Origin of the sequence: Kitasatospora sp. NBC_01302, assembly GCF_035976515.1 — a bacterium.
In the GTDB taxonomy this organism is placed as follows: Bacteria; Actinomycetota; Actinomycetes; order Streptomycetales; family Streptomycetaceae; genus Kitasatospora.
Map to the genome: position 1 here is coordinate 4,562,498 of NZ_CP108404.1, position 19,516 is coordinate 4,582,013.

15 protein-coding genes, 1 tRNA gene and 1 riboswitch are annotated in these 19,516 nt (G+C 73.7%); of the genes, 9 read left to right on the forward strand and 7 right to left on the reverse strand.

Annotation, left to right across the window (positions count from 1 at the left end; genetic code table 11):
- Positions 1-4 precede the first annotated feature (4 nt).
- Positions 5-205, forward strand: coding sequence for a helix-turn-helix transcriptional regulator (locus OG294_RS19660; RefSeq protein WP_327067815.1), 201 nt, complete (start codon positions 5-7; stop codon positions 203-205).
- A 70-nt stretch (positions 206-275) separates the two neighbouring features.
- Complete coding sequence (locus OG294_RS19665; protein WP_327067816.1) at positions 276-1,685, forward strand: tyrosine-type recombinase/integrase; 1,410 nt, start codon at positions 276-278, stop codon at positions 1,683-1,685.
- Between the two features lie 147 nt (positions 1,686-1,832).
- On the opposite strand, the gene OG294_RS19670 is transcribed toward OG294_RS19665, so the two are convergent.
- Together OG294_RS19670 and OG294_RS19675 are read right to left on the reverse strand one after the other, a co-directional pair.
- Positions 1,833-1,920: transfer RNA gene (locus OG294_RS19670), tRNA-Ser, on the reverse strand.
- Between the two features lie 72 nt (positions 1,921-1,992).
- Positions 1,993-3,771: a S1C family serine protease gene (locus OG294_RS19675; protein ID WP_327067817.1), complete on the reverse strand. Its 1,779-nt coding sequence runs from the start codon at positions 3,769-3,771 to the stop codon at positions 1,993-1,995.
- 229 nt (positions 3,772-4,000) lie between these two features.
- Positions 4,001-4,149, forward strand: a riboswitch (TPP riboswitch).
- On the opposite strand from OG294_RS19675, the gene OG294_RS19680 reads away from it, so the two are divergent.
- From OG294_RS19680 to OG294_RS19695, 4 genes are all read left to right on the forward strand, one after another.
- Complete coding sequence (locus OG294_RS19680; RefSeq protein ID WP_327067818.1) at positions 4,142-5,518, forward strand: purine-cytosine permease family protein; 1,377 nt, start codon at positions 4,142-4,144, stop codon at positions 5,516-5,518. (Overlaps the previous riboswitch by 8 nt.)
- Positions 5,519-5,634: 116 nt before the next feature.
- Positions 5,635-6,483, forward strand: a complete 849-nt coding sequence (locus OG294_RS19685; protein ID WP_327067819.1) for a glycerophosphodiester phosphodiesterase family protein — start codon at positions 5,635-5,637, stop codon at positions 6,481-6,483.
- Positions 6,484-6,810: 327 nt separating this feature from the next.
- Positions 6,811-7,509, forward strand: coding sequence for an ATP-binding protein (locus OG294_RS41155; RefSeq protein WP_442789179.1), 699 nt, complete (start codon positions 6,811-6,813; stop codon positions 7,507-7,509).
- Positions 7,510-7,589: 80 nt separating this feature from the next.
- The gene (locus tag OG294_RS19695; RefSeq protein WP_327067822.1) at positions 7,590-8,573 is read left to right on the forward strand and encodes a DUF5926 family protein; all 984 of its coding nucleotides are present in this window, start codon (positions 7,590-7,592) and stop codon (positions 8,571-8,573) included.
- A 225-nt stretch (positions 8,574-8,798) separates the two neighbouring features.
- Here the strand turns inward: OG294_RS19695 and OG294_RS19700 are convergent, their stop codons facing one another.
- Positions 8,799-9,602 carry a bifunctional DNA primase/polymerase gene (locus tag OG294_RS19700; protein ID WP_327067823.1) on the reverse strand — a complete coding sequence of 268 codons (804 nt, stop codon included), beginning with the start codon at positions 9,600-9,602 and terminating at the stop codon, positions 8,799-8,801.
- A gap of 634 nt (positions 9,603-10,236) precedes the next feature.
- On the opposite strand from OG294_RS19700, the gene OG294_RS19705 reads away from it, so the two are divergent.
- On the forward strand, positions 10,237-12,042 hold the full coding sequence (locus tag OG294_RS19705) for a PP2C family protein-serine/threonine phosphatase (RefSeq protein WP_327067824.1): 1,806 nt from the start codon (positions 10,237-10,239) through the stop codon (positions 12,040-12,042).
- Between the two features lie 166 nt (positions 12,043-12,208).
- Positions 12,209-13,708, forward strand: coding sequence for an aminopeptidase P family protein (locus tag OG294_RS19710; protein ID WP_327067825.1), 1,500 nt, complete (start codon positions 12,209-12,211; stop codon positions 13,706-13,708).
- 75 nt (positions 13,709-13,783) lie between these two features.
- Here the strand turns inward: OG294_RS19710 and OG294_RS19715 are convergent, their stop codons facing one another.
- Positions 13,784-15,253 (reverse strand): hypothetical protein, encoded by a 1,470-nt coding sequence (locus OG294_RS19715; RefSeq protein ID WP_327067826.1) that lies wholly within the window; start codon positions 15,251-15,253, stop codon positions 13,784-13,786.
- Positions 15,250-15,954 carry an RNA polymerase sigma factor gene (locus OG294_RS19720; RefSeq protein ID WP_327067827.1) on the reverse strand — a complete coding sequence of 235 codons (705 nt, stop codon included), beginning with the start codon at positions 15,952-15,954 and terminating at the stop codon, positions 15,250-15,252. The genes OG294_RS19715 and OG294_RS19720 overlap by 4 nt, the downstream gene beginning before the upstream one ends.
- A gap of 531 nt (positions 15,955-16,485) precedes the next feature.
- Here OG294_RS19720 and OG294_RS19725 point away from each other — a divergent pair.
- Entirely contained in the window at positions 16,486-17,463 is a 978-nt protein-coding gene (locus OG294_RS19725; protein WP_442789348.1) for a DJ-1/PfpI family protein, read from the forward strand.
- A gap of 19 nt (positions 17,464-17,482) precedes the next feature.
- Here OG294_RS19725 and OG294_RS19730 read toward each other — a convergent pair whose 3' ends face one another.
- On the reverse strand, positions 17,483-17,995 hold the full coding sequence (locus OG294_RS19730) for a rhodanese-like domain-containing protein (RefSeq protein WP_327067829.1): 513 nt from the start codon (positions 17,993-17,995) through the stop codon (positions 17,483-17,485).
- Positions 17,996-18,160: 165 nt separating this feature from the next.
- Entirely contained in the window at positions 18,161-19,414 is a 1,254-nt protein-coding gene (locus OG294_RS19735; protein WP_327067830.1) for a hypothetical protein, read from the reverse strand.
- Positions 19,415-19,516: the final 102 nt, after the last annotated feature.

Sequence of the window (19,516 nt, forward strand, 5' to 3'; positions counted from 1 at the left end):
CGCCGTGCCGAAGAAGCCGACGCCGCAGGAGTACCTGACGCTCAACGAGGTGCTCACCGAGACCCGCCTGTCCCGAAGCGCGTTCTACCGCATGCGCGCCAAGGGCCAGGCTCCTGAGCTGGTACCGCTCCCGAACGGCCACCTGCGGTGCAGCCGCGCCACGCTCGACGCGTGGTGGACGGCGCGCAGGGCCGCCGCCGCCTGATCGAACCTCACCACCCATCCCCAGGGCCCTCGGCACGCGCCGAGGGCCCTTCTCGATCCCGAGGAACCGAGTGCTCACCTTCGATGTACGGATCAACGAGATCCGCCTGCGCCCCGGCCGCAGGAAGCCGTTCGAGCTGCGCTGGACCGTGGGGCCCCAGCGGCACTCCAAGAGCTACGCCACCAAGACCCTGGCTCAGGGCCGTGAGGCCGAGCTGCGCACCGCGATGAAGAACGGCGAGCAGTTCGACGTGGAGTCCGGCGTGCCCGCGTCCGAGCTGCGAGCCAAGCAGCAAGGCACCTGGTATGAACACGCCCGGAAGTACGCCGAGATGAAGTGGGCGCGCTCGTCCGCCAAGAGCCGCGGAACGCGCGCCGATGCGCTCGCCACCATCACGCCCGTGCTGGTGACCGACCGGAAGGGGGCGCCCGCACCCCGCGTGCTCCGACGGGCGCTGACCGGTTGGGCGTTCAACTTCTCCGAGCGCCTGCCCAAGCCGCCCGAGCAGATCGCCGCCGCGCTCGAATGGATTGAGCGAAAGTCGGTGCCGATGGGCCTGTTGGAGGAAGACGCCGACCTGATGCGGGCCGGGCTCACCTCGCTGGCCTTGAAGCTCGATGGCAAAGATGCCGCCGCCAACACCGTCCGCCGCAAGCGGATGGTGCTGAACAACTGCCTCCGCTATGGCGTCGAGCGCCGCCAACTCTCTGCCAATCCCTTGCAGTTCATCGACTGGGAGCCGCCGGAGACGGATGACGAGGTTGACTGGCGGTACGTGCCGAACCCAGCACAGGCCAAAGGGCTGATCGCCACCGCCCCGACGGTTGGCCCGCGCGGTCGCCACCTCACGGCGTTCTTCGCGTGCATGTACTACGCGGGGATGCGGCCGGCCGAGGTGACGGACCTGCGCAAGCGGGACTGCACCCTGCCCGAATCCGGCTGGGGCAAGCTGCTGCTGGCCGGGAGTTCGCCGAACGTCGGTTCCACCTGGACCGACGACGGAACGACCCACGACGAACGCGGGCTCAAGCGGCGGGCCCGAAAGGCCACTCGTGATGTACCCATTCCCCCGGTGCTGGTGGCGATGCTGCGCGAGCACCTGGCGACGTACGGGACCGGCACCGGCGGCCGGGTGTTCCGTGCGGCCGAGGGCGGCCGGGTGCTGAGCAAGGAGTACGCGGCGGTGTGGAAGAAGATCCGCGACGCTTGGCGGCTGACTCAGGTACCCGAGGGGGTGAACGAGCCGGAGCCGGACGACAAGTTGGCCGAAGTTCCTTACGCGCTGCGGAAGGCCGGCATCACGCTCTGGCTCGTCTCTGGGGTAGACCCCACCGAGGTGGCCCGCCGCGCCGGGCACAGCGTCGCGGTGCTCTACCGGTTCTACGCCAAGGTGCTGGACGGGAAGCGCGATCAGGCGAACGAGAAGATCGAGCGGGCCCTGAACGAGGGCTCGGAAGGTTCTGCGCCCCCGTCCGAGTGACCCGCAGCCGGTCCACAGTTGGCCCCGGCCTGGCCCCGACGCGGTGGTCAGGACTGGGAAACAGTGGGACACCCTGGGACAGGAATCGAAAAGGGCGGGTATCGGCAAGTAGCCGATACCCGCCCTGATCAGGGGTTTCCCCACCGGCGGAGAGCGTGGGATTCGAACCCACGGTGACGGGTCACGCCACGACAGTTTTCAAGACTGTTCCCTTAGGCCGCTCGGGCAGCTCTCCAGGCGGAGGTCAGCCTAACGGGTCCGCGGGGGTTCGGTGCACCTGATTCCGGTGGGTGTGGTGCGGTCCGGGTCAGGAGGGCTGGTCGCCGGTGCGGCTGCCCAGGGTGACGGTGGTGTGGCCGGGCTGGCCGTTGCGGGTGTAGTCGATCTGGACCTGCTCGCCGGGGGCGTGCGTCCAGATGGCACTGACCAGGGCGGGGCCGTTGTCGATGACCTCGCCGTCGAGCTTGGTGATCACGTCGCCGGGCTTGAGGCCGGCCTTGTCGGCCGGGCCGCCGGGGGTGACCGCCGCGGTGTTGCCGACGGGGGCGGTGTTGATCTGCGCGCCGTCGCCGTTGTAGTTGTCGTTGCGCAGCACGCCGAGCGTCGCGTAGACCGGGGTGCCGGTGCTGATCAGCATCTGGGCGACCCGCTTGACCTGGTTGATCGGGATCGCGAAGCCCAGGCCGATGCTGCCGGCCTGGCCGCTGCCGCTGGAGTTGGACTGGATCGCCGAGTTAACCCCGATCACCGAGCCGCTGGCGTTCAGCAGCGGGCCGCCGGAGTTGCCCGGGTTGATCGAGGCGTCGGTCTGCAGCGCGTTCATGTAGGACGTCTGCGTGCCGCTCTCGTCGCCGGAGGCGACCGGGCGGTTCTTGGCGCTGACGATGCCGGAGGTGACGGTGCTCTCCAGGTCGTAGGGGGCGCCGATCGCGATGGTGGTGTCGCCGACCGCGACCTGGTCGGAGTCGCCCAGCGGGAGCGGGGTGAGCTTCTCGCTCGGCTGGCTGTCCAGCTTGACCACGGCGAGGTCGTAGCCCTTGGCCTGGCCGACCACCGAGGCGGGGTAGCTGTTGCCGTCGGAGAACTTGACGGTCAGCTTGCCGCCGCCCTGGGCCGGGGCGACCACGTGGTTGTTGGTGACGATGTGGCCCTCGGTGTCGAAGACCCACCCGGTGCCGGTGCCGGACTCCGAGCTGCCCTCGGCCTTGATGGTGACGACGCTCGGCAGCGCCTTGTTGGCGACGCCGGCCACCGAGTCGGGTGCCCGGTTGAGGGCGGCCTGGTTGGTGCTGCCGCTGACCGTGGTGCTGGTGCGGCTGCTGCCGAAGGCGGAGTTGGAGCCGTTGCCCTTGATCGCGGCACCGGTGATGCCGCCGGCGACACCGGCCACCAGCGCGACCGCGGCGATCAGCGCGACCAGGCCGCCCTTGCCCTTCTTGCGCGGCGCCGGCGGGGTGCCGAAGGCGCCCGGGTACTCACCGGGGAACTCCGCGCCGGGGTAGCCGGGGCCACCGGGGTAGCCGGGGCCGCCCGGGTAACCGGGCGCGGCGGCCGGGGTCGACCAGGTGTCGCCGAGCGGGGTGCCGGCGCCGAAGGGGTGGTGCTCGGCCTGCGGGGGCGGGCCGGCCGGGACACCGGGGGTGATCGGTGCGCCGCCCGCCACGGGGGTGACGGGCGGGGGGGCGTAGGGGTTGGCCGGCGGCTCCATGGCGCCGGCGGCCGGAGCGGTCGCCGGGGGCGGCGTGTCCTGGTAGGAGGAGGCGGGCGCCGAGGGCGGCGGGGCGTCGAGGTAGGCGGGCGCCGCGGGGCGCGCCTCGGCCTCGGCGGCGGGGGCCTCGGCGGCGGGCTCGGCAACAGGGGCGGCGGGAGCCTCGGCCGGGGCCGCCACGCGCGGGTCGACCGGCTTCTCGGCCGGGGCCTCGGGTGCGGGCACCTTGGTGAACGCCAGGGTCGGCTGCGCCTTCACGACCGGCTCGCTCACCGTCGGTGTGTCACCGACCGCCGGAGTGCCCCCCGGCTCGCCGTGACCGCTGGAGAGGTGCTCCCCCTGCGGCCCGGTGGAACCACTCTCGTGCTCGGTGCTCACGGACGACCTCCATCGCTGACACGGACCTTGGCCCATAGTTTTTCCTATGCACGATCTGGTTGCCGTAAGGGACCGCCTGAAGAACCGATAAGAATCCTTAGACGGACCGAACAGCCCCCCTTCGCCCACCCCGCGGGCCGTCCGGCCTCCCCGGCGGCATCCCGCGATGCGGACGGCGCTTTGCCCCACCTTGGCGTAATCCAAACGCCGGGCTACCCTGTCGCATCTGTTGAAGACACGCGGGAGCTTGGACCCACCAGGCTGAGAGTGCGCTGGTCGACCGTACGCCATGGCGGTGACGCCCAGGTGGTCGAGGGAGCGCTGACCGCCGGAACCTGACCGGGTAATGCCGGCGTAGGGAGTATCGGCCATGACGGCTGCTTCGCCTTCCCCTTCTCCTGTCACGGTGCTGGAGCCGCCGGGCACCGACCGCGCCGAGGCGCCGCTGGTGCTGGACACCGCGCCTGCGCGCACCCTGGGCTTCCGCGACCAGTTCGCGCTCTGGGCCAACCTCGGGATCAGCCTGATCGGCTTCACCAGCGCCGCGACGGTGCTCGGCCAGCCCGGCAGCGAGCTCTCCTTCACCGCCTCGGTGGTGGCGATCGTGGCCGGCACGGTGATCGGCACCGCGATGCTCGGGGTGGCCGCGCTGATCGGCACCCGGACCGGCGCGCCCGCGATGGCCGTGCTGCGCGGCCTGTTCGGCACCAGGCTGTCGTACCTGCCCACCGTGCTGAACATCCTGCAGTGCCTGGGCTGGGGCGTGTACGAGCTGATCGTGATCGCCTGGGGCGCCCAGACGGTGGCCGGCACCCAGGGCTGGCGCTGGCTCTTCGTGCTGCTGGCCGGGGCACTGACCACCGCGCTCACCATCTGGCCGCTGGGGTCGATCGCGGCGCTGCGCAAGTACGTGGCGATCGCGGTGGGCGTCGCGATGGTCTACTTCACGGTCCAGCTGGGCCGGCAGGGCTGGCCGGACCCCGGGGCCGGCAACTGGCACGGCTTCCTGAAGGCGACCGACGCGATCATCGCCGTCTCGATCTCCTTCGTGCCGCTGGCCGCCGACTACACCCGGCACTCGCGCACCGGGCGGGCCTCGTTCTGGGGCACCTTCTCCGGCTACACGGTCGCCCAGGTCTGGTGCTACCTGCTCGGCCTGATCGCGCTGCTCCAGTCGCACGGCAACGCCGACAACCTGCTCGACTCGTTCGCCGGGGTGGCGGCCGGCTGGGCCTTCCTGCTGGTGCTGGTGCTGCGCGAGGCGGACCAGTCGTTCGCCAACGTCTACTCGACCGCGATGTCGGTCCACAACCTCTTCCCGCGGGTGGACCGGCGGCTGCTGACCGGCGCGATCGGCCTGCTGGTGACGGCGCTGGCGCTGCAGATCAAGGAGTTCACCGACTCCTACTACGCCTTCCTCGGGCTGATCGGCTCGGTCTTCGTGCCGCTGCTCGCGGTGCTCGCGGTGGACTTCTTCCTGGGCCGCGGCCGGCGGGGCTGGGACCTGGGCCAGCAGGCCCCGGCCCGGCCGCTGATGCTGCTGCCGTGGGCGCTGGGCTTCGCCGTCTACCAGTTCCTGGCGCCGACCGCGGTGGCCGGCTGGTGGACCGGCTTCTGGACCGGCCTGCAGACCGCGGTGCACTTCACGCCGCAGCAGTGGTCCTCGGCCTCGCTCCTCTCCTTCCTGGTCGCGGGGCTCGCCACGCTCGCGGTGATCCGGCTGCCCTGGCTCGCCGAGCGCGCCTGAGGCCCCGGCGCCGCCGACCGGGCCGGCCGGCGGCGCCGACACGCGCGCTGACCTGCGGAACCCCGCGTTCGGACGGTCGACGCGTCCGCGTCACCCGGGCCATCTAGGGTGGACCCGTGACGACTCTCGACCTCTCCTCCACCGGACCAGGACGCGACGCACGGACGGTCCAGGTGGTCGCCCACCGCGGCTCCTCCGCGGCGCTGCCCGAGCACACCCTGGCGGCCTACCGGCGGGCGCTGGCCGAGGGGGCGGACGCGGTCGAGTGCGACGTGCGGCTGACCGCGGACCGGCAGCTGGTCTGCGTCCACGACCGGACCATCGCCCGGGTCTCGGACGGCGGCCGGCGGGTGGTCTCCACGCTCACCCTGGCGCAGCTGCAGGCCTACGACTTCGGCTCCTGGAAGCCGGGCGGCACCGAGGCCGAGCGGGCGGACCCGGAGCGGCGCGGGGTGCTGCCGCTGGCCGACCTGCTGGAGCTGGTGGCCGACTGCGGGCGCCGGGTGGACCTGGCGATCGAGACCAAGCACCCGGTGCGCTACCGCGGCGCGGTCGAGCACGAGCTGCTGCGGATGCTGGCCCACTACGGGATCGGCGCGGCTGCCGGGGCCGACCAGGGCGACGGGGAGCGGCCGCACGCCCGGCTGATGAGCTTCTCCGGCCTGGCGCTGGGCCGGCTGCGCGGGGCCGGGTCGGCCTTCCCCCGGGTCTTCCTCTTCGAGCACCCGGCGCTGCTGCGGCTGTGGCCGGGCGCCGGCCTGCCCGCCGGCGCCGTGATAGCCGGGCCCGGGATCGAGCTGGTGCGGCGCCGGCCCGAGCTGGTGACCAGGCTGCGGGCGGCCGGGCACCGGGTGCACGTCTGGACGGTGGACGAGCCCGAGGACGTGGCGCTCTGCCTGGAGCTCGGGGTCGAGGCGATCATCACCAACCGGCCGCGGGACGTCCTGGACCAGTTGGGGCGCTGAGCCGGCCCGCCGCGAGGCCGCCCGGACGGTGCCGCGGCGACGGCGGTGCGACACTGCGGCGGTGCGGCGGCGGCGGCGATACGGCAAGCCGCGCGGAGCGGTCCGGTTGGCGTACGCGGGCGCGCGCAGTGGGTGGTGCGATGGGCCCGGCGGACGGAATCCACTCCCTCGATTGACGCAGCGTAAGCAGCTAATCACCTTTTGCGCACAGCGTGTTGCGGCACCTTCCACAACTTCACAATTGACGGACCGCAACCGACCGAACCCGTTTCCGGTGCATTCCGTCGGGGCATCCATCCCTCGGCAAACGCTGAAGGAGGTCCGGGGGTGGCGTTGATGGTGGCGCGTGAAGTGCCGACTTCATCAACTATGGCGGTGCCGCACGGCCCGGCCAGTGTCGGGGCTGCCCGGCGCAGGCTGCGGCGTGACCTGGGCGACCGTAAGGTCCCCGCTGCCGTCATCGACGACGCGGTTCTGATCCTTTCCGAACTGCTCAGCAATTCCTGCCGCTATGCGCGGCCGCTTGCACCATTGCTCGATCTCGCCGGGGGGGCGAGCGAGGAATTCCGACTTCACGGCGCCGATATGCCGAAGTCCGCGGCCCGCGCGGAAAGCGCGGAGGCCGCGGCGGAGGCCGCAGCGCTGGAGGTGCTGCTGGTCAGCGCCGGGTCGCACCGCCACGCGCGGGCGGCGCACGAGCCGGGCTCCGCGCTCTCGTCCAGCACCCCGGCGCAACCGGCGGCGGGGCACGGCGGGGCGGCGGGGCAGCCGGCGGAGCCGGCCGGCGGGGTGCTGGTGCGCTGGCAGATGCACAACGACGGCCTGCTGACCCTGGAGGTCACCGACGGCGGCGCCACCACCAGGCCGCTGCCGGCCAGCCCCTCGCTGACCGCCAAGGGCGGGCGCGGCCTGAGCATCGTCGGCCAGTTGGCCGCCGACTGGGGGGTGCGGGACGCGCCGGGCGAGGTGACCGTCTGGGCCGCGCTGCCGGCCCGGGCGGAGCAGCCCGTGCGCCGCTCGGCCTGAGCGACTCCCAGGAGCACCGCCGATTCTCAGTAGGCTGCCCGGGAGAATTCCGTGCCCACCACTCCCGGGAGAGCCGCACCATGGCCAAGAAGGCCGCCAAGAAGTCGTCCCAGCCGAGCCGCAGCACCGCCACGACGGACAGCGTCCCCGTCGTCGGCGCCCGCGAGGACTGCCCCTGCGGATCGGGCCGCCGTTACAAGGCCTGTCACGGTCGGCAGGCCGCGCACGCCGTCCAGGAGCTGGTGCACCGCCCGTTCGAGGGACTGCCGGGCGAGGCCGACTGGGTGGCGCTGCGCGAGCTGGTGCCCGCCGCGACCGTGCCGCTGACGCTGGTCGCCGGCCTGACCGACGGGGCCACCGGTGACGTGCCGTCGGTCACCCTGGCCACCGTGCTGCCGCTGGCCTGGCCCGCGCTGCGCCGTCCGGACGGGTCGATCCTGCTCGGCCTGCAGACCCAGTCCTCCTCCGGCGACCTGAGCCGCGACCTCGCCGACGCACTGACCGAGGCCCTGGTGACCGAGCCCGGCAACCCGGTGCCGACCCGCCGGGCGGCTGCCGACGGCCCGCGCCTGCAGGACCTGCTGGACCTCGGCGCCCCCTTCACGCCCGCCGTGCACACCGGCTTCGAGTTCTGGCTGGAGGACGCCGAGGCCGCCACCGGCGAGGTCGCCGCCTCGCTGGAGCGCGCCAACGCCTCGGCGATCCCGACCGAGAAGCTGGCCGGGGTGGACAGCGCCTACTGGTGCGGCACCCCCGACAAGAACCACCTGCGCTGGGTCATGACGGTGCCCGAGGAGCAGCTGCTCGACGCGCTGGCCCGGCTGGCCGCCACCGGCGAGGCCTCGATCGGCGAGGGCACCAAGCTGGTCGGCTCGTTCCGCGCGCACGGCCTGACCGTGCCGGTCTGGGACCTGCCGCTGGAGATGTCGGCGGCCGACTGCGAGAAGCCGGCAGCGGCGTTCGCGGAGCGGCTGGCAGGCGCGCTCGACGTCAGCGCGCCCCTGAGCGCGGAGGAGCGCCGGGCGCGCGCGAATCTGGTGAGCCGTCAGGTCACGCTGAACTGACCGAAGATGGCGCTTGGTGATCATTTCCGATCGTGGGAGCGTGACTCCGGTCACATCTGGGCCCAAAAACCCGGAAACACCGGGGTCGACCCGCGGAGGAAATTGGCCAAGGCGCGAATCCTTGTTACTGTTTAAAGCAGTCCGGCCGCTGGTGCATCCCCCGTCGCCAGCGGCCGGATCTTCCATGTGACCGGCGGTGTCCATCTCCCGCCGGCCTCCTGCCCCTCAGAACGCGAGCCTGCTGCCGTCCGGCTCTGCCGAGCCCGCCGCCACCAGAGCCTCCAACAGTCCCGCCACCGGCGGCAGCCAGACCCCGCCGCCCGGCGCCGGCACCGGCCGCCGCACCCACCGCATCGCCGCGCCCTGGCCGCCGACCCGCGAGGGCGGCAGCACCAGGAACCCGCCGGGCCCGTGGTACCGCACCGAGCTGGGCACCGCGCCGGGACCGCCGCCCGGCCGCAGCGTCCGCTCCTGCTCCACCAGCAGCTCCGCCAACTCCGGGTACCCGTAGGGCGCGACGAGCAGCGCCCAGCGGGTCGGCGAGGCCAGCACCGGCCCCGGGGTGAGCCGCAGCGCGTCCAGGTATGCCAGCAGCCGCTGCCCCGCCGCGGCCGGCAGGCTGACCGCCGCCACCGCGCTCCCGGTCGCCACCAGCACCGGCGCCTGCGGGCTGTGCCGCTCCCACCACCAGCGCACCATGGTGGCGTCGGTGGTGGCCGCCAGCAGCGAGTGGTCGTGCGGGTGCGCCGCGGGGACCGGGCAGTGCGGATCGGCACAGGAGCAGATCGCGACCGGCCCGGCGGGATCGAGCCCGGCCGGATCGAGGCCGGTGGCGTCCAGCCCGGCAGCGTCCAGCCCGGCGGGATCGGGCCCGGCGGGGCCCAGCCCACCGGGTACGCCGGCCCGCTCCACCAGCACCGCCCCTGGCAGCACCGGCCAGCGCCAGCGCTCCGCACAGGTCAACGCCGCCTGGAGCAGCGCCTGTCGGGTTCTGCGGTGCCTGGCGGACAACTCCCGCGACTCACGCATGCGCACTCGTTCCTCTCCGCGACCGGGGTGGATCACAAACGGGTGGATCACAACCGACTGGTCTCACAACCGAATGGCCTCACAGCCGACTTGGGCTCACGACGGCACTGCTCACGATCGACCGATCGCACGGCCGACAGATTCACGACCGACGGGATTCACGGCCGACTTGGCTCAAAACCTTGACGCGGCCCGGGGAGCCGCAGGGTGTGCTCGGCGTCCTGTGCGACGGACGCCGACCCGGGTAGCCCTCGGACGCGTCCTTGGAACGAGAATCCCTCATGCGACCAGATGGACGCCCTTGCGAGCCCTCTGGTTCCACCGTACGAGTGAGTGACTTGTGGTCAGCACGGCCGCCGGGCGGGGGGATCCCTACGCTCCGGGCAGGGTCCGGCAGCCTCTGGTCAGCTTCTGCCCGCTGACCGTGCCCGCCACGCCCGGCGTTTCGGAGCGCGGGCGCGCGCACGGGGCGCGGGGTGCGGCGCGGACCCAGCCACCCGGCTGGGCTCCGATCCTGGACACGCCCCGACCGTCCTGTGTACAAGTGGGGCATTGGAGTGGGTTGGCAGGCCTTTGGGCGGATGTGCGGATGCACGGATGCACGGGGTACGGCCTCAGCGCTGGGAGTCGCGGCATGGGTGACAGGCGTCCGACCGGCGCGGCCGGCCCGAGCGGTGGCATGAGCGGAGTCCCGGCGTCCGGGACCGGCAGCGGGGCCGGTCACGGCGGCAGCGGTGGCGCAGCCGGTGGCGCCGGCACGCGGCAGGGTGCAGGCGCACCGGAGCCGGCCGGGAGCGCGGGCGGTGCCGAGGGCCCGCAACCGACGGGCCGGCGGCTGGCCGCCCTGCTCGACCTGCCGGGGCTCGCCGCGCCCCAGCCGCAGGCGGTGCACGGCGGCGACCCGTCGTACGGGCCCTCGGCGCCGGACGGCGCGACGGCCCGCATGCCGGGCGGCGGACCGGCCGAGGAGCCGGCGCAGCGCCTGGACCTGCTGCCCGCGCCGGAGCGCCTGGCGGCGCTCGACCTGCTGCACCGGCACACCGAGCGCCTGGCCCGGGCCCGCGGCCTGGCCGCCACGCTGACCACCCTGCTCGACTCGGGCGCCGAACTGCTCGGCGCGGACCGCGCGTTGCTCGTCCCGGTGGCCCGGGAGAGCGGCGAGAACCACCTGCCGTTCGACCGGGCCGCGGTCACCGGCCCGGCCGGTGCCCCGGCCCTGGACGCAGCCGCCGACCTGGCCACCGATCCGGCCACCGGGCGCCCGGTCGAGCCGGTCGGCGCCGTCCACGGCCTGGCCGGCGCCGGCTGGCAGGACCACGCCGGCCACGGCCCGATGGTCGGCCTGCGGCTGGACCACGCCGCGATCGGCGCGCTGGAGACGGTGCCCGTCGAGCACGGCCCGTTCGCCGGTCTGCTGCGCTCCGGCGCCCGGCCGCGCCAGCTGCTGCACGCCGACCTGGCGGCCGAGCCGGGCCTGGTCCCCCGGTTCCGCGAGGTGGCCGCCGGCCTGGGCCTGGCCGCCTGCTTCGCGCTGCCGCTGGCCACCGACGCCGAGGGGCCGCTCGCCGCCGCCGTCTGGTTCTATCCCGAGCCACGCCAACCCACTGATCTGCAGCAGGAGTTGGCCCGCCGCTTCACCGCCTTCGCGGCCCCGCTGCTGGCCGGCCGGCTGGCCGCCGAGCGTGGCCAGCGGGCCACCGAGGCGCTGCGCCGCGGCCTGCTGCCCGACCACCTGCCCTACCTGCCCGGGCTGCGGCTGGCCGTCCGCTGGCTGCCGGCCGGGCTGGAGCACTCCGCGGGCAGCGACTGGTACGACGCCATCACGCTGCCGGACGGCTCGGTCGGGCTGACCGTCGGCTCGGTCTCCGGCGACGGACCGGGCGCCGGTCCGGCCTCGGCCACCGCGGCCGCCAGCGCGATGGGCCGGATCCGGGCCGCGCTGCGCGCCTACGCCGTGCTGGAGGGCGAGGACCCGGTCTCCGTCCTCGGCGACCTGGAACTGCTGCTCAAGACCACCGAGCCGGCCCGCACCGCCACCGCCGTCTACGCCTGCCTGGACCCGCAGGAGCGCCGGATCACCCTGGCCGGCGCCGGGCACTGCCCCCCGGTGCTGGTCACCCGCTACGGCGCCAACTTCGTCGAGACCTCGCTCTCCGCCCCGCTCGGCATGCTCAGCTGCTGGGAGGCCCCGGGGGTGGAGCTGAACGTCGAGCGCGGCGACCTGCTGCTGCTCTACACCGAGGGCCTGGCCCGCCGTCTGGGCCCCACCCTGCACGCCGGCCAGGCCCGCCTGCGCAAGGCCGCCGCCGACGCCCCGCGCGAGCTGCGGCACGACCCCGACGCGCTCTGCGCCCACCTGGTGGGCCACTGCCTGGGCACGGCACCCGAGACGGTGGAGACGACCGACGACCTGGTGCTGCTGGCGGCCCGGTTCGACTAGGGCTCGACCGGGGTCCGTGGGGCCTGAGCAGGGCGTTCGGGAGGGGCCCCGGGCCCCTCCCGAACGGGTGATCGGCGGCTCGTCCGTACCATGGGTGCCACAGCCGCCCGGCACCTGTCGCGATCCGACGCGTGAGGGGCGGACGACTCGCAAGGAGGCGACGAACGTGACCGAGGACCGTACTCCGGCAGTGGCGGACAACCCCGAGGGGGCCGGTGCCGAGGAGGAGACGGCGGACCAGCCGATCAAGGGCCGCAAGAACGGCCTGTACGGCGAGGTGTCGGACGAGCTCGCGGCGTCCATGAAGTCCGGCTGGGCCGACACCGAGCTGCGCGACCTGGCCCCGATCGCCCAGGCCCCGTACGCCGCCGCCCGGCGGGCCGCGCTCTCGGCCGCCTTCCCCGGCCAGCGCCTGGTGGTCCCGGCCGGCAACCTGCGGACCCGGGCCAACGACACCGAGTACTCCTTCCGCGCCGCCAGCGAGTACGTGCACCTCACCGGCGACCAGACCCAGGACGCCGTGCTGGTCCTGGAGCCCCGCGCCGAGGGCGGCCACGACCAGGCCCTCTACCTGCTGCCGCGCTCCGACCGGGAGAACGGCGAGTTCTGGCTGGACGGCCAGGGCGAGCTGTGGGTCGGCCGCCGCCACTCGCTGGCCGAGGCCGAGCAGCTGCTCGGCCTGCCCACCCGGGACGTGCGCAAGGCCGCCGAGGAGCTGGCCGCCGCCGACGCCTCGGTGCCCACCCGGATCGTGCGCGGCTACGACGCCGGCCTGGAGGCCGCGGTCGCCACCACCGAGGAGGGCGACGACGAGCTGAAGGTCTTCCTGAGCGGCCTGCGCCTGGTCAAGGACGCCTGGGAGATCGAGCAGCTGCGCGCCGCCTGCGCCGCCACCGTCAACGGGTTCACCGACGTGGTGCGGGAGCTGAGCCAGGCCGTGGCCACCTCCGAGCGCTGGATCGAGGGCACCTTCTGGCGCCGCGCCCGGGTCGAGGGCAACGACGTGGGCTACGGCTCGATCGCCGCCGCGGGGCCGCACGCCACCACCCTGCACTGGGTGCGCAACGACGGCGAGGTCCGCCCCGGCGAACTGCTGCTGCTGGACGCCGGCGTGGAGACCAGCACCCTCTACACCGCCGACGTCACCCGCACGCTGCCGATCAACGGGACGTTCAACCCGCTGCAGCGCAAGATCTACGACGCCGTGTACGCCGCCCAGGAGGCCGGCATCGCGGCGGTGCGGCCCGGCGGCCGGTTCCGCGACTTCCACGACGCGGCCCAGCGCGTGCTGGCCGAGCACCTGCTCGCCTGGGGCCTGCTGGACGCCTCGGTCTACGACGTCGAGAAGGTCCTGGAGCTCGGCCTGCAGCGCCGCTGGACCCTGCACGGCACCGGCCACATGCTCGGCCTGGACGTGCACGACTGCGCCCACGCCCGCCGCGAGTCCTACGTGGACGCGGTGCTGGAGCCGGGCGTGTGCCTGACCGTGGAGCCCGGCCTCTACTTCCAGCAGGACGACCTGACGGTGCCCGAGGAGTACCGCGGGATCGGCGTGCGGATCGAGGACGACATCCTGGTGACCGCCGAGGGCAACGAGAACCTCTCGGCCGCGCTGCCCCGCACGGCCGACGCGGTGGAGGCCTGGATGGCCGAGCTGGCGGGCTGATCCGCCCGATCGGCTGATGCGCTGACGGCGAGGCCCTTGGCACCCCGGGTCGGGGTGCCAAGGGCCTCGCGCGTGTCAGGGGCCGGTGATGATCAGCGGCATCGAGAACTTGCCGAGCTGGGACAGCTGGCCGCCCTGCCCTTGGAGGAAGGCGCCGGCCGACAGGACCAGCGTGCCCGGGTTGTTGTGCTGGTCCAGCGTCATCCGGTAGGTGATGGTCCGCTGGGCTCCGGGAGCCAGCGAGAACGTCGTCGAGGTGCTGCTGCCCCCGAAGTCGGCGGTGCTCCAGAGCATCCCGAGCTGGGTCCAGGAGCCGCCGTCCTGGCGCTCCATCGTCCCCTGGGCCTGGGGCGGACCGGTGTTGGTACTGCCGTACATCTCGGGTGCGACGGCCGGCAGCACCGTGGCGTACGTGGTGCTGCTGGTGTTCGTCCAGGTGACCGAGAAGGTGTACGGGGTGCCGCGGTTGAGCTGCTGGCTCGGCGTCAGGCCCTTGACGGCGACCGAGAGCGCGTCCGCCTGCGATCCCAGCGGGTCGGGGTGGCCCGACACGTCCAGGCTGCCGAGCACGCTCTGCAGCCCGCTCTCGTAGGTCGCACTCAGACCCCGGGCCGACACGAAGACCTGCTGTTTGGGGAAGTCCCAGCGGCGCGCGGTGAAGGTGGCGCCGGTGTCGCACTTCAGCTGCCAGGTGGCCTCATGGACGGACTGCCCTGCCAGCACGCCCAGTTGGAACCGGTAGTCGGTGAGGCTCTGCTGTCCGCCCATGGCCGGGTTGTCCCAGGAGTAGCACTCCGGCTGGTGCGCCCAGCCGTCCGGGGAGTACTGGTCCTCGACGACCGGGAAGGGCTGCCCGAGATCCGCCGCCGTGCTGTACGCGGTGATGGACACCCCGTGCGGCTCGCATTCGGTGTCGTCGGGCTTGGCCCCCGGGGTCTCCAGGCACACCTGGGTCCCGTTGGCCTTCGCCGTCCAGCCCGCCGGGAGCGTGAAGCTGACGCCCCGGAAGGTGTACGGCGTCCCGGTGGCGCTCGCGGGGGCCGACGGGCCGTCGCTCGACACCGGGCTGCCGCTCGTCGTCGAGCTCTGCGCCTGGCCGCCGTTCGCGCCGGGGGTGCCGGGGGTGCCGGACGGGGCGTCGTCGGAGGTCACCGAGCCACTGGGTGTGGCCGGGGCGGTGGACGGCGAGGGCGAGGGGGACGGCGAGTCCGAGGGCGAGGGGGACGGGGAGGCGGACGGCGTGGCCGAGGACGGGGCGCTGGTGGGCAGCACGGCCGCCGGCGGCGGGACCACGTGCTCGGCCACCGTGTCGCTGCGGAAGCCCAGGTAGCCGATCGAGGCCGCCGCCGCCAGCCCCACCAGCGGCAGCGCGACGGTGTAGAGCGGCCGGGTGCGCCGCAGGCGGCGGGCCGGCGGGGCCGCGGGACGCAGACTGCCCGCGGTGATCTGGGCGGCGCGGGCACTCATCGCCTCGCGCAGCAGGTTCTCCAAGGGGGTGCCGTCGGAGCCGTCCCCCGAAGGCCCAAGCTTCTGACGATCAGTCATCGGACCTTCTCCAGTTGCTTCTCCAGGGCGTCCAGCGCCCGGCTCGCGGTGGACTTGACGGCGCCTCGGGAGAGCCCGAGGGCCTCGGCGATCTGCGCCTCCGACAGATCGGACCAGTAGCGCAGCACCAGCACCTCGCGCTGCCGCTCGGTCAACTCCTGCAGGGCGAGCACCACGCGGCGGTGCTCGTCGTTCAGGACGGCGTGGTCCTCGGCCGAGGGGGCGTCCGCCTCGTGCGGCGGCACGTACTCGCGCGCGGTCTTGCGGCGGCGCAGCACCGAGCGGGCGCCGTTCACCACCGAGGTGCGCAGGTAGCCGAGCGCGTTGTCCAGGTCGTCCAGGCGCTCGCCGTGCTTCTGGAAGAGCGCCGCGAAGGCCTCCTGGACCACGTCCTCCGCTACGTCCTGACGGTCCACCAGGAGCACGGCCAGCCGGACCAGGCCGAGCCGGTGCGCGTGGTAGAGGTCGGTCACCGTCGGCCGCTCCTCGTCCTCCGCGCGACCGCCGCGCAGCAGCCGGAACCCGGCCCGGCGGGCAGCCGGCGGCGCCTGGCCGTCCCTCGGCTCCGCGCCCGCGGGCACCTCGCCCGGGGAGGTGCCGAGCGCGCCGAACAGCAGTTTCAGGACACCCGGCGAACGCCGGCCCCGCAGTCCCCGGACGGGGACTGCGGCGGGCAGGCTCGGTGCCATGGCCAAGGACATGTACGGTCTGCTTTCCCCCGAGACGGCGACGGCCGTCAAAGCTGATTTCAAGATCATGAACGACGGAATTGTGGCACCCCCCGGCCGCTCCCCTGGCGGCAGGTCAGGCCAGGCGGCGGATCCAGGAGGTGTCACCGGAGCCCTCGTCTGCCGTGACAATCACCGTGAATCGGTTGATAGCGGACATGCGCATGACGCGGCCCCCCTGGGCATGGCGGTGGTGCTGGTGGCGGTGGGATCGACGGGAGCGGCTGACGCGGTCCGGCCCGGCCGGTCCCGCTCCCTTGCTCCCACCCTGATAGACGTCCATCCCCGCGGGGGGTTGCAGGTGACTTCGAAAATTTTCCGATCGGCTCCGGTCACCCGTGATCCGCCTCGGTCCGGACCGGCGGCGGACCGGCCGCTGATCCGCTCGCGGCACCCCCGCCACTACACTCGCCAGCAGTTTCGGCACGGCGCACAGGGGGGTCCATGACCGAGCGGAGTGGAGCGCAACCGGTCCCGGTGGCGATCGGACGGCGGCCCGAGCCGGTGCACACGGTGGCGGTGTACGCGTTCGAGGGCATGGCGCCCTTCGAGCTCGGGGTGGTCGTCGAGGTCTTCGCGCTGGCCAGGCCCGAACTGGCCGGACTGCTCGCCGCCCCCTGGTACGGCCTGAAGGTCTGCGCCGAGCAGCCCGGGCGGCCGCTCGGCGCCATGGGCGGGTTCCTGCTGACCGCCCAGCACGGGCTGGACGAGCTGGCGGCGGCCGACACCGTGATCGTGGCGGGCGTGCCGAACGCCTTCACCGGCGAGGTCTCCCCCGCGCTGGTGGCGGCGCTGCGCACCGCGCACGAACGCGGGGCGCGGATCGTCTCGATCTGCTCGGGCGCCTTCGCGCTGGCCGCGGCGGGGCTGCTGGACGGCAAGGAGGCCACCACGCACTGGCGGTACGCCGAGCTGCTGCAGCAGCGCCACCCGGCGGTGACGGTCAACCCCGACGTGCTCTACGTGGACCACGGGGACCTGCTCACCAGCGCGGGCAGCGCCGCCGGCATCGACCTCTGCCTGCACCTGGTCCGCACCGACCACGGCGCCAGGGTGGCCAACACGGTGGCCCGCCGCTTCGTGGTCCCGCCGCACCGGGACGGCGGACAGGCGCAGTTCATCCAGGCCGCGGTGCCGCCGGTGGAGGCGGCCGAGGACGGGGTGGCGCGCAGCATGCAGTGGGCGCTGGACCACCTCTCCGCGCCGCTGAGCATCTCGCTGCTGGCCCGGGCCGCGCGCATGTCGGACCGCTCCTACCTGCGGCACTTCACCGCCCGGAACGGGACCAGCCCGATGCGCTGGGTGATCACCCAGCGCATCGCGGCCAGTCTGCCGCTGCTGGAGTCGCTGGACGGGACGGTGGAGGAGATCGCCGCGGCGGTCGGCTTCGAGAGCGCGGCGACCTACCGGCACCACTTCGGGCGCACCATGCGGACCTCGCCCACCGCCTACCGGCGCTCGTTCGGCAGCGGAGCGGCCTGACCCGGTCGGCGAGGGCCGGTCAGCAGACGAGGCCGAGGTCGGCGGGAGTGGCGCTCTTCGGGTCGACCGGCCGGCGGCCCTCGGTCGGCCAGCCCTCGCGGATCCAGTACTCCAGACCGCCGATCATCTCCTTGACCTCGCGGCCGAGCGCGGCGAGCTTCATCCCGGCCTTCGTCGAGCCGTTGCAGGCCGGGCCCCAGCAGTAGACCACCAGCAGGCCCGCGGGCAGCTCGGCCACCCGCTCGGGGGTGATCTCCGCCAGCGGGAGGCTGATCGCACCGGGCAGGTGGGTCCTGCGGTGGGCGCCCTCGATCCGCACGTCGAGGAGGGTGAAGTCCTGCCTGCCGTCCCGCATCGCGTACCAGACGTCGGCCGGGTCGGCCTGGCAGCCCAGCCGCTCGGCGAAGAAGGCGAAGGCCCGCTCCGGGGAGAGCGCCGGGATCGCGCTGACCGGCGAGGGGGCGGGGGCGGCACTGCTCGCGGTGTGCGCGGGGGCGGGAGCGGGGGCGGCGGGGCTGGGGGCGGTGGTCACGGTCGGCTCCTCGGCGGGGCTGGCTGCTGGGCGGTGCCCCGATCCTCCGCCGCGGACCACCACCGCCGACAGTGGCGTGGACGACCACGACCGCCAAGATCCCGCCACCGCCCCCTCGCCGCGCCGGGCCGACCGGCTGCGGATCAGCGGCGGATCAGCCCCGGATCAGCCGCCCATGGTGGCCGGGGTGCGGGACCCGCCGACCGGGGGCGGCACACTGCCCCGGTTGCGGGCCCGGCGCCCGCCGGTGCCGGCCGGGGCCGGGATGCCGCCCTGCTGCTCGCTCGACAGCGCCGCGGGCTGCTCGGCGCGACCGCCCGCCCGGCGCCCGCCGGAACCGCGCCCGCCGCTGCCGCGGCCCCGCCGCGGCTGCTTGGTGGGCCAGAGCAGCACATAGGCCGTGGAGATCACCACGAAGGCCAGCCGGATCATGCCCTTGGTGGAGTCCGAGGGGATCAGCAGCGTGCCGCCGTAGAGCGAGGCCAGCGCGATCCAGCTCCACCAGGGCACCAGGCGGCGCTGGCCGACCGCGTCCCAGAGCAGCGTGCCGAGCAGGATGGAGGCCGTGTAGTAGGTGTAGACGCTCGGGTCGAGCAGGATCCGGGCGTTGGCCCCGACCAGCACCACGGCCGGCCAGCGCCCGCGGCGCACCGCCAGGGTGCCCAGGCCCATCCCGACGGCGAACTGCGCGGGGCGGTCCCACCAGGGGGTGGAGGGGTCCGAGACGCCGAGCCAGCGCAGCGAGGAGGCGGGCTGGTTCGGGATGGTGAACTTGGCGGCCGACAGCGAGCCCAGGTTGCTCAGGTAGAACGGCAGCCAGGCCACCGCGATCAGCCCGACGCACCAGAGGAAGGAGCGCTTCCACGACGCCTTGGGCAGCGCCAGGATCAGCGGGAGGAAGGAGATCGCCCAGGGCTTGGAGTCGACCGCCAGGGCCAGGTAGATGCCGACCGCGGCCGGCTTGTTCCGGGCCAGCGCGTGCACCGCGAGCATCGTGAAGAAGAGCGCCAGCACGTCGTCCATGTGCGCGAAGCGCACCGAGACCTCGACCCACATCGGGATGAAGGCCAGGCCCGCGATCAGGATCCGCTGCTGGAGCCGGCGGTGGTTGGTGCCGGTGCCCCGGTAGTACCAGGCCGCGGTGCGCCCGACCAGGACCAGCATGATCAGGCCGAGCGCGGACATCGTGCCCTCGGCCAGCACCTGTCCGACGTTCGCGGGGAACGGCGCGAAGAGCCGGGCGGCCATCAGGCTCACCGGGCCGATCTGCAGTTCGGGGTGGTGCGCGTAGAGGGAGAGGCCGCCGCCGTTGCCGCCGCTGAAGAGCAGCTGCTCGCCCTCGCGCAGGTAGTGCCACGAGAAGCCGCCGCTGGGCTCGACGATCAGGAACCAGATGACCGTCCACGCCACCAGCAGCACGTGGTGTCTACGGACAGGAAGGCTCGCGATACGGCCGGTGTTCGACCCGTAGTCGGTTGCTTCGTCATCCGCGCTTGCTCGGCGCACCTGTTCCTCTTCCCC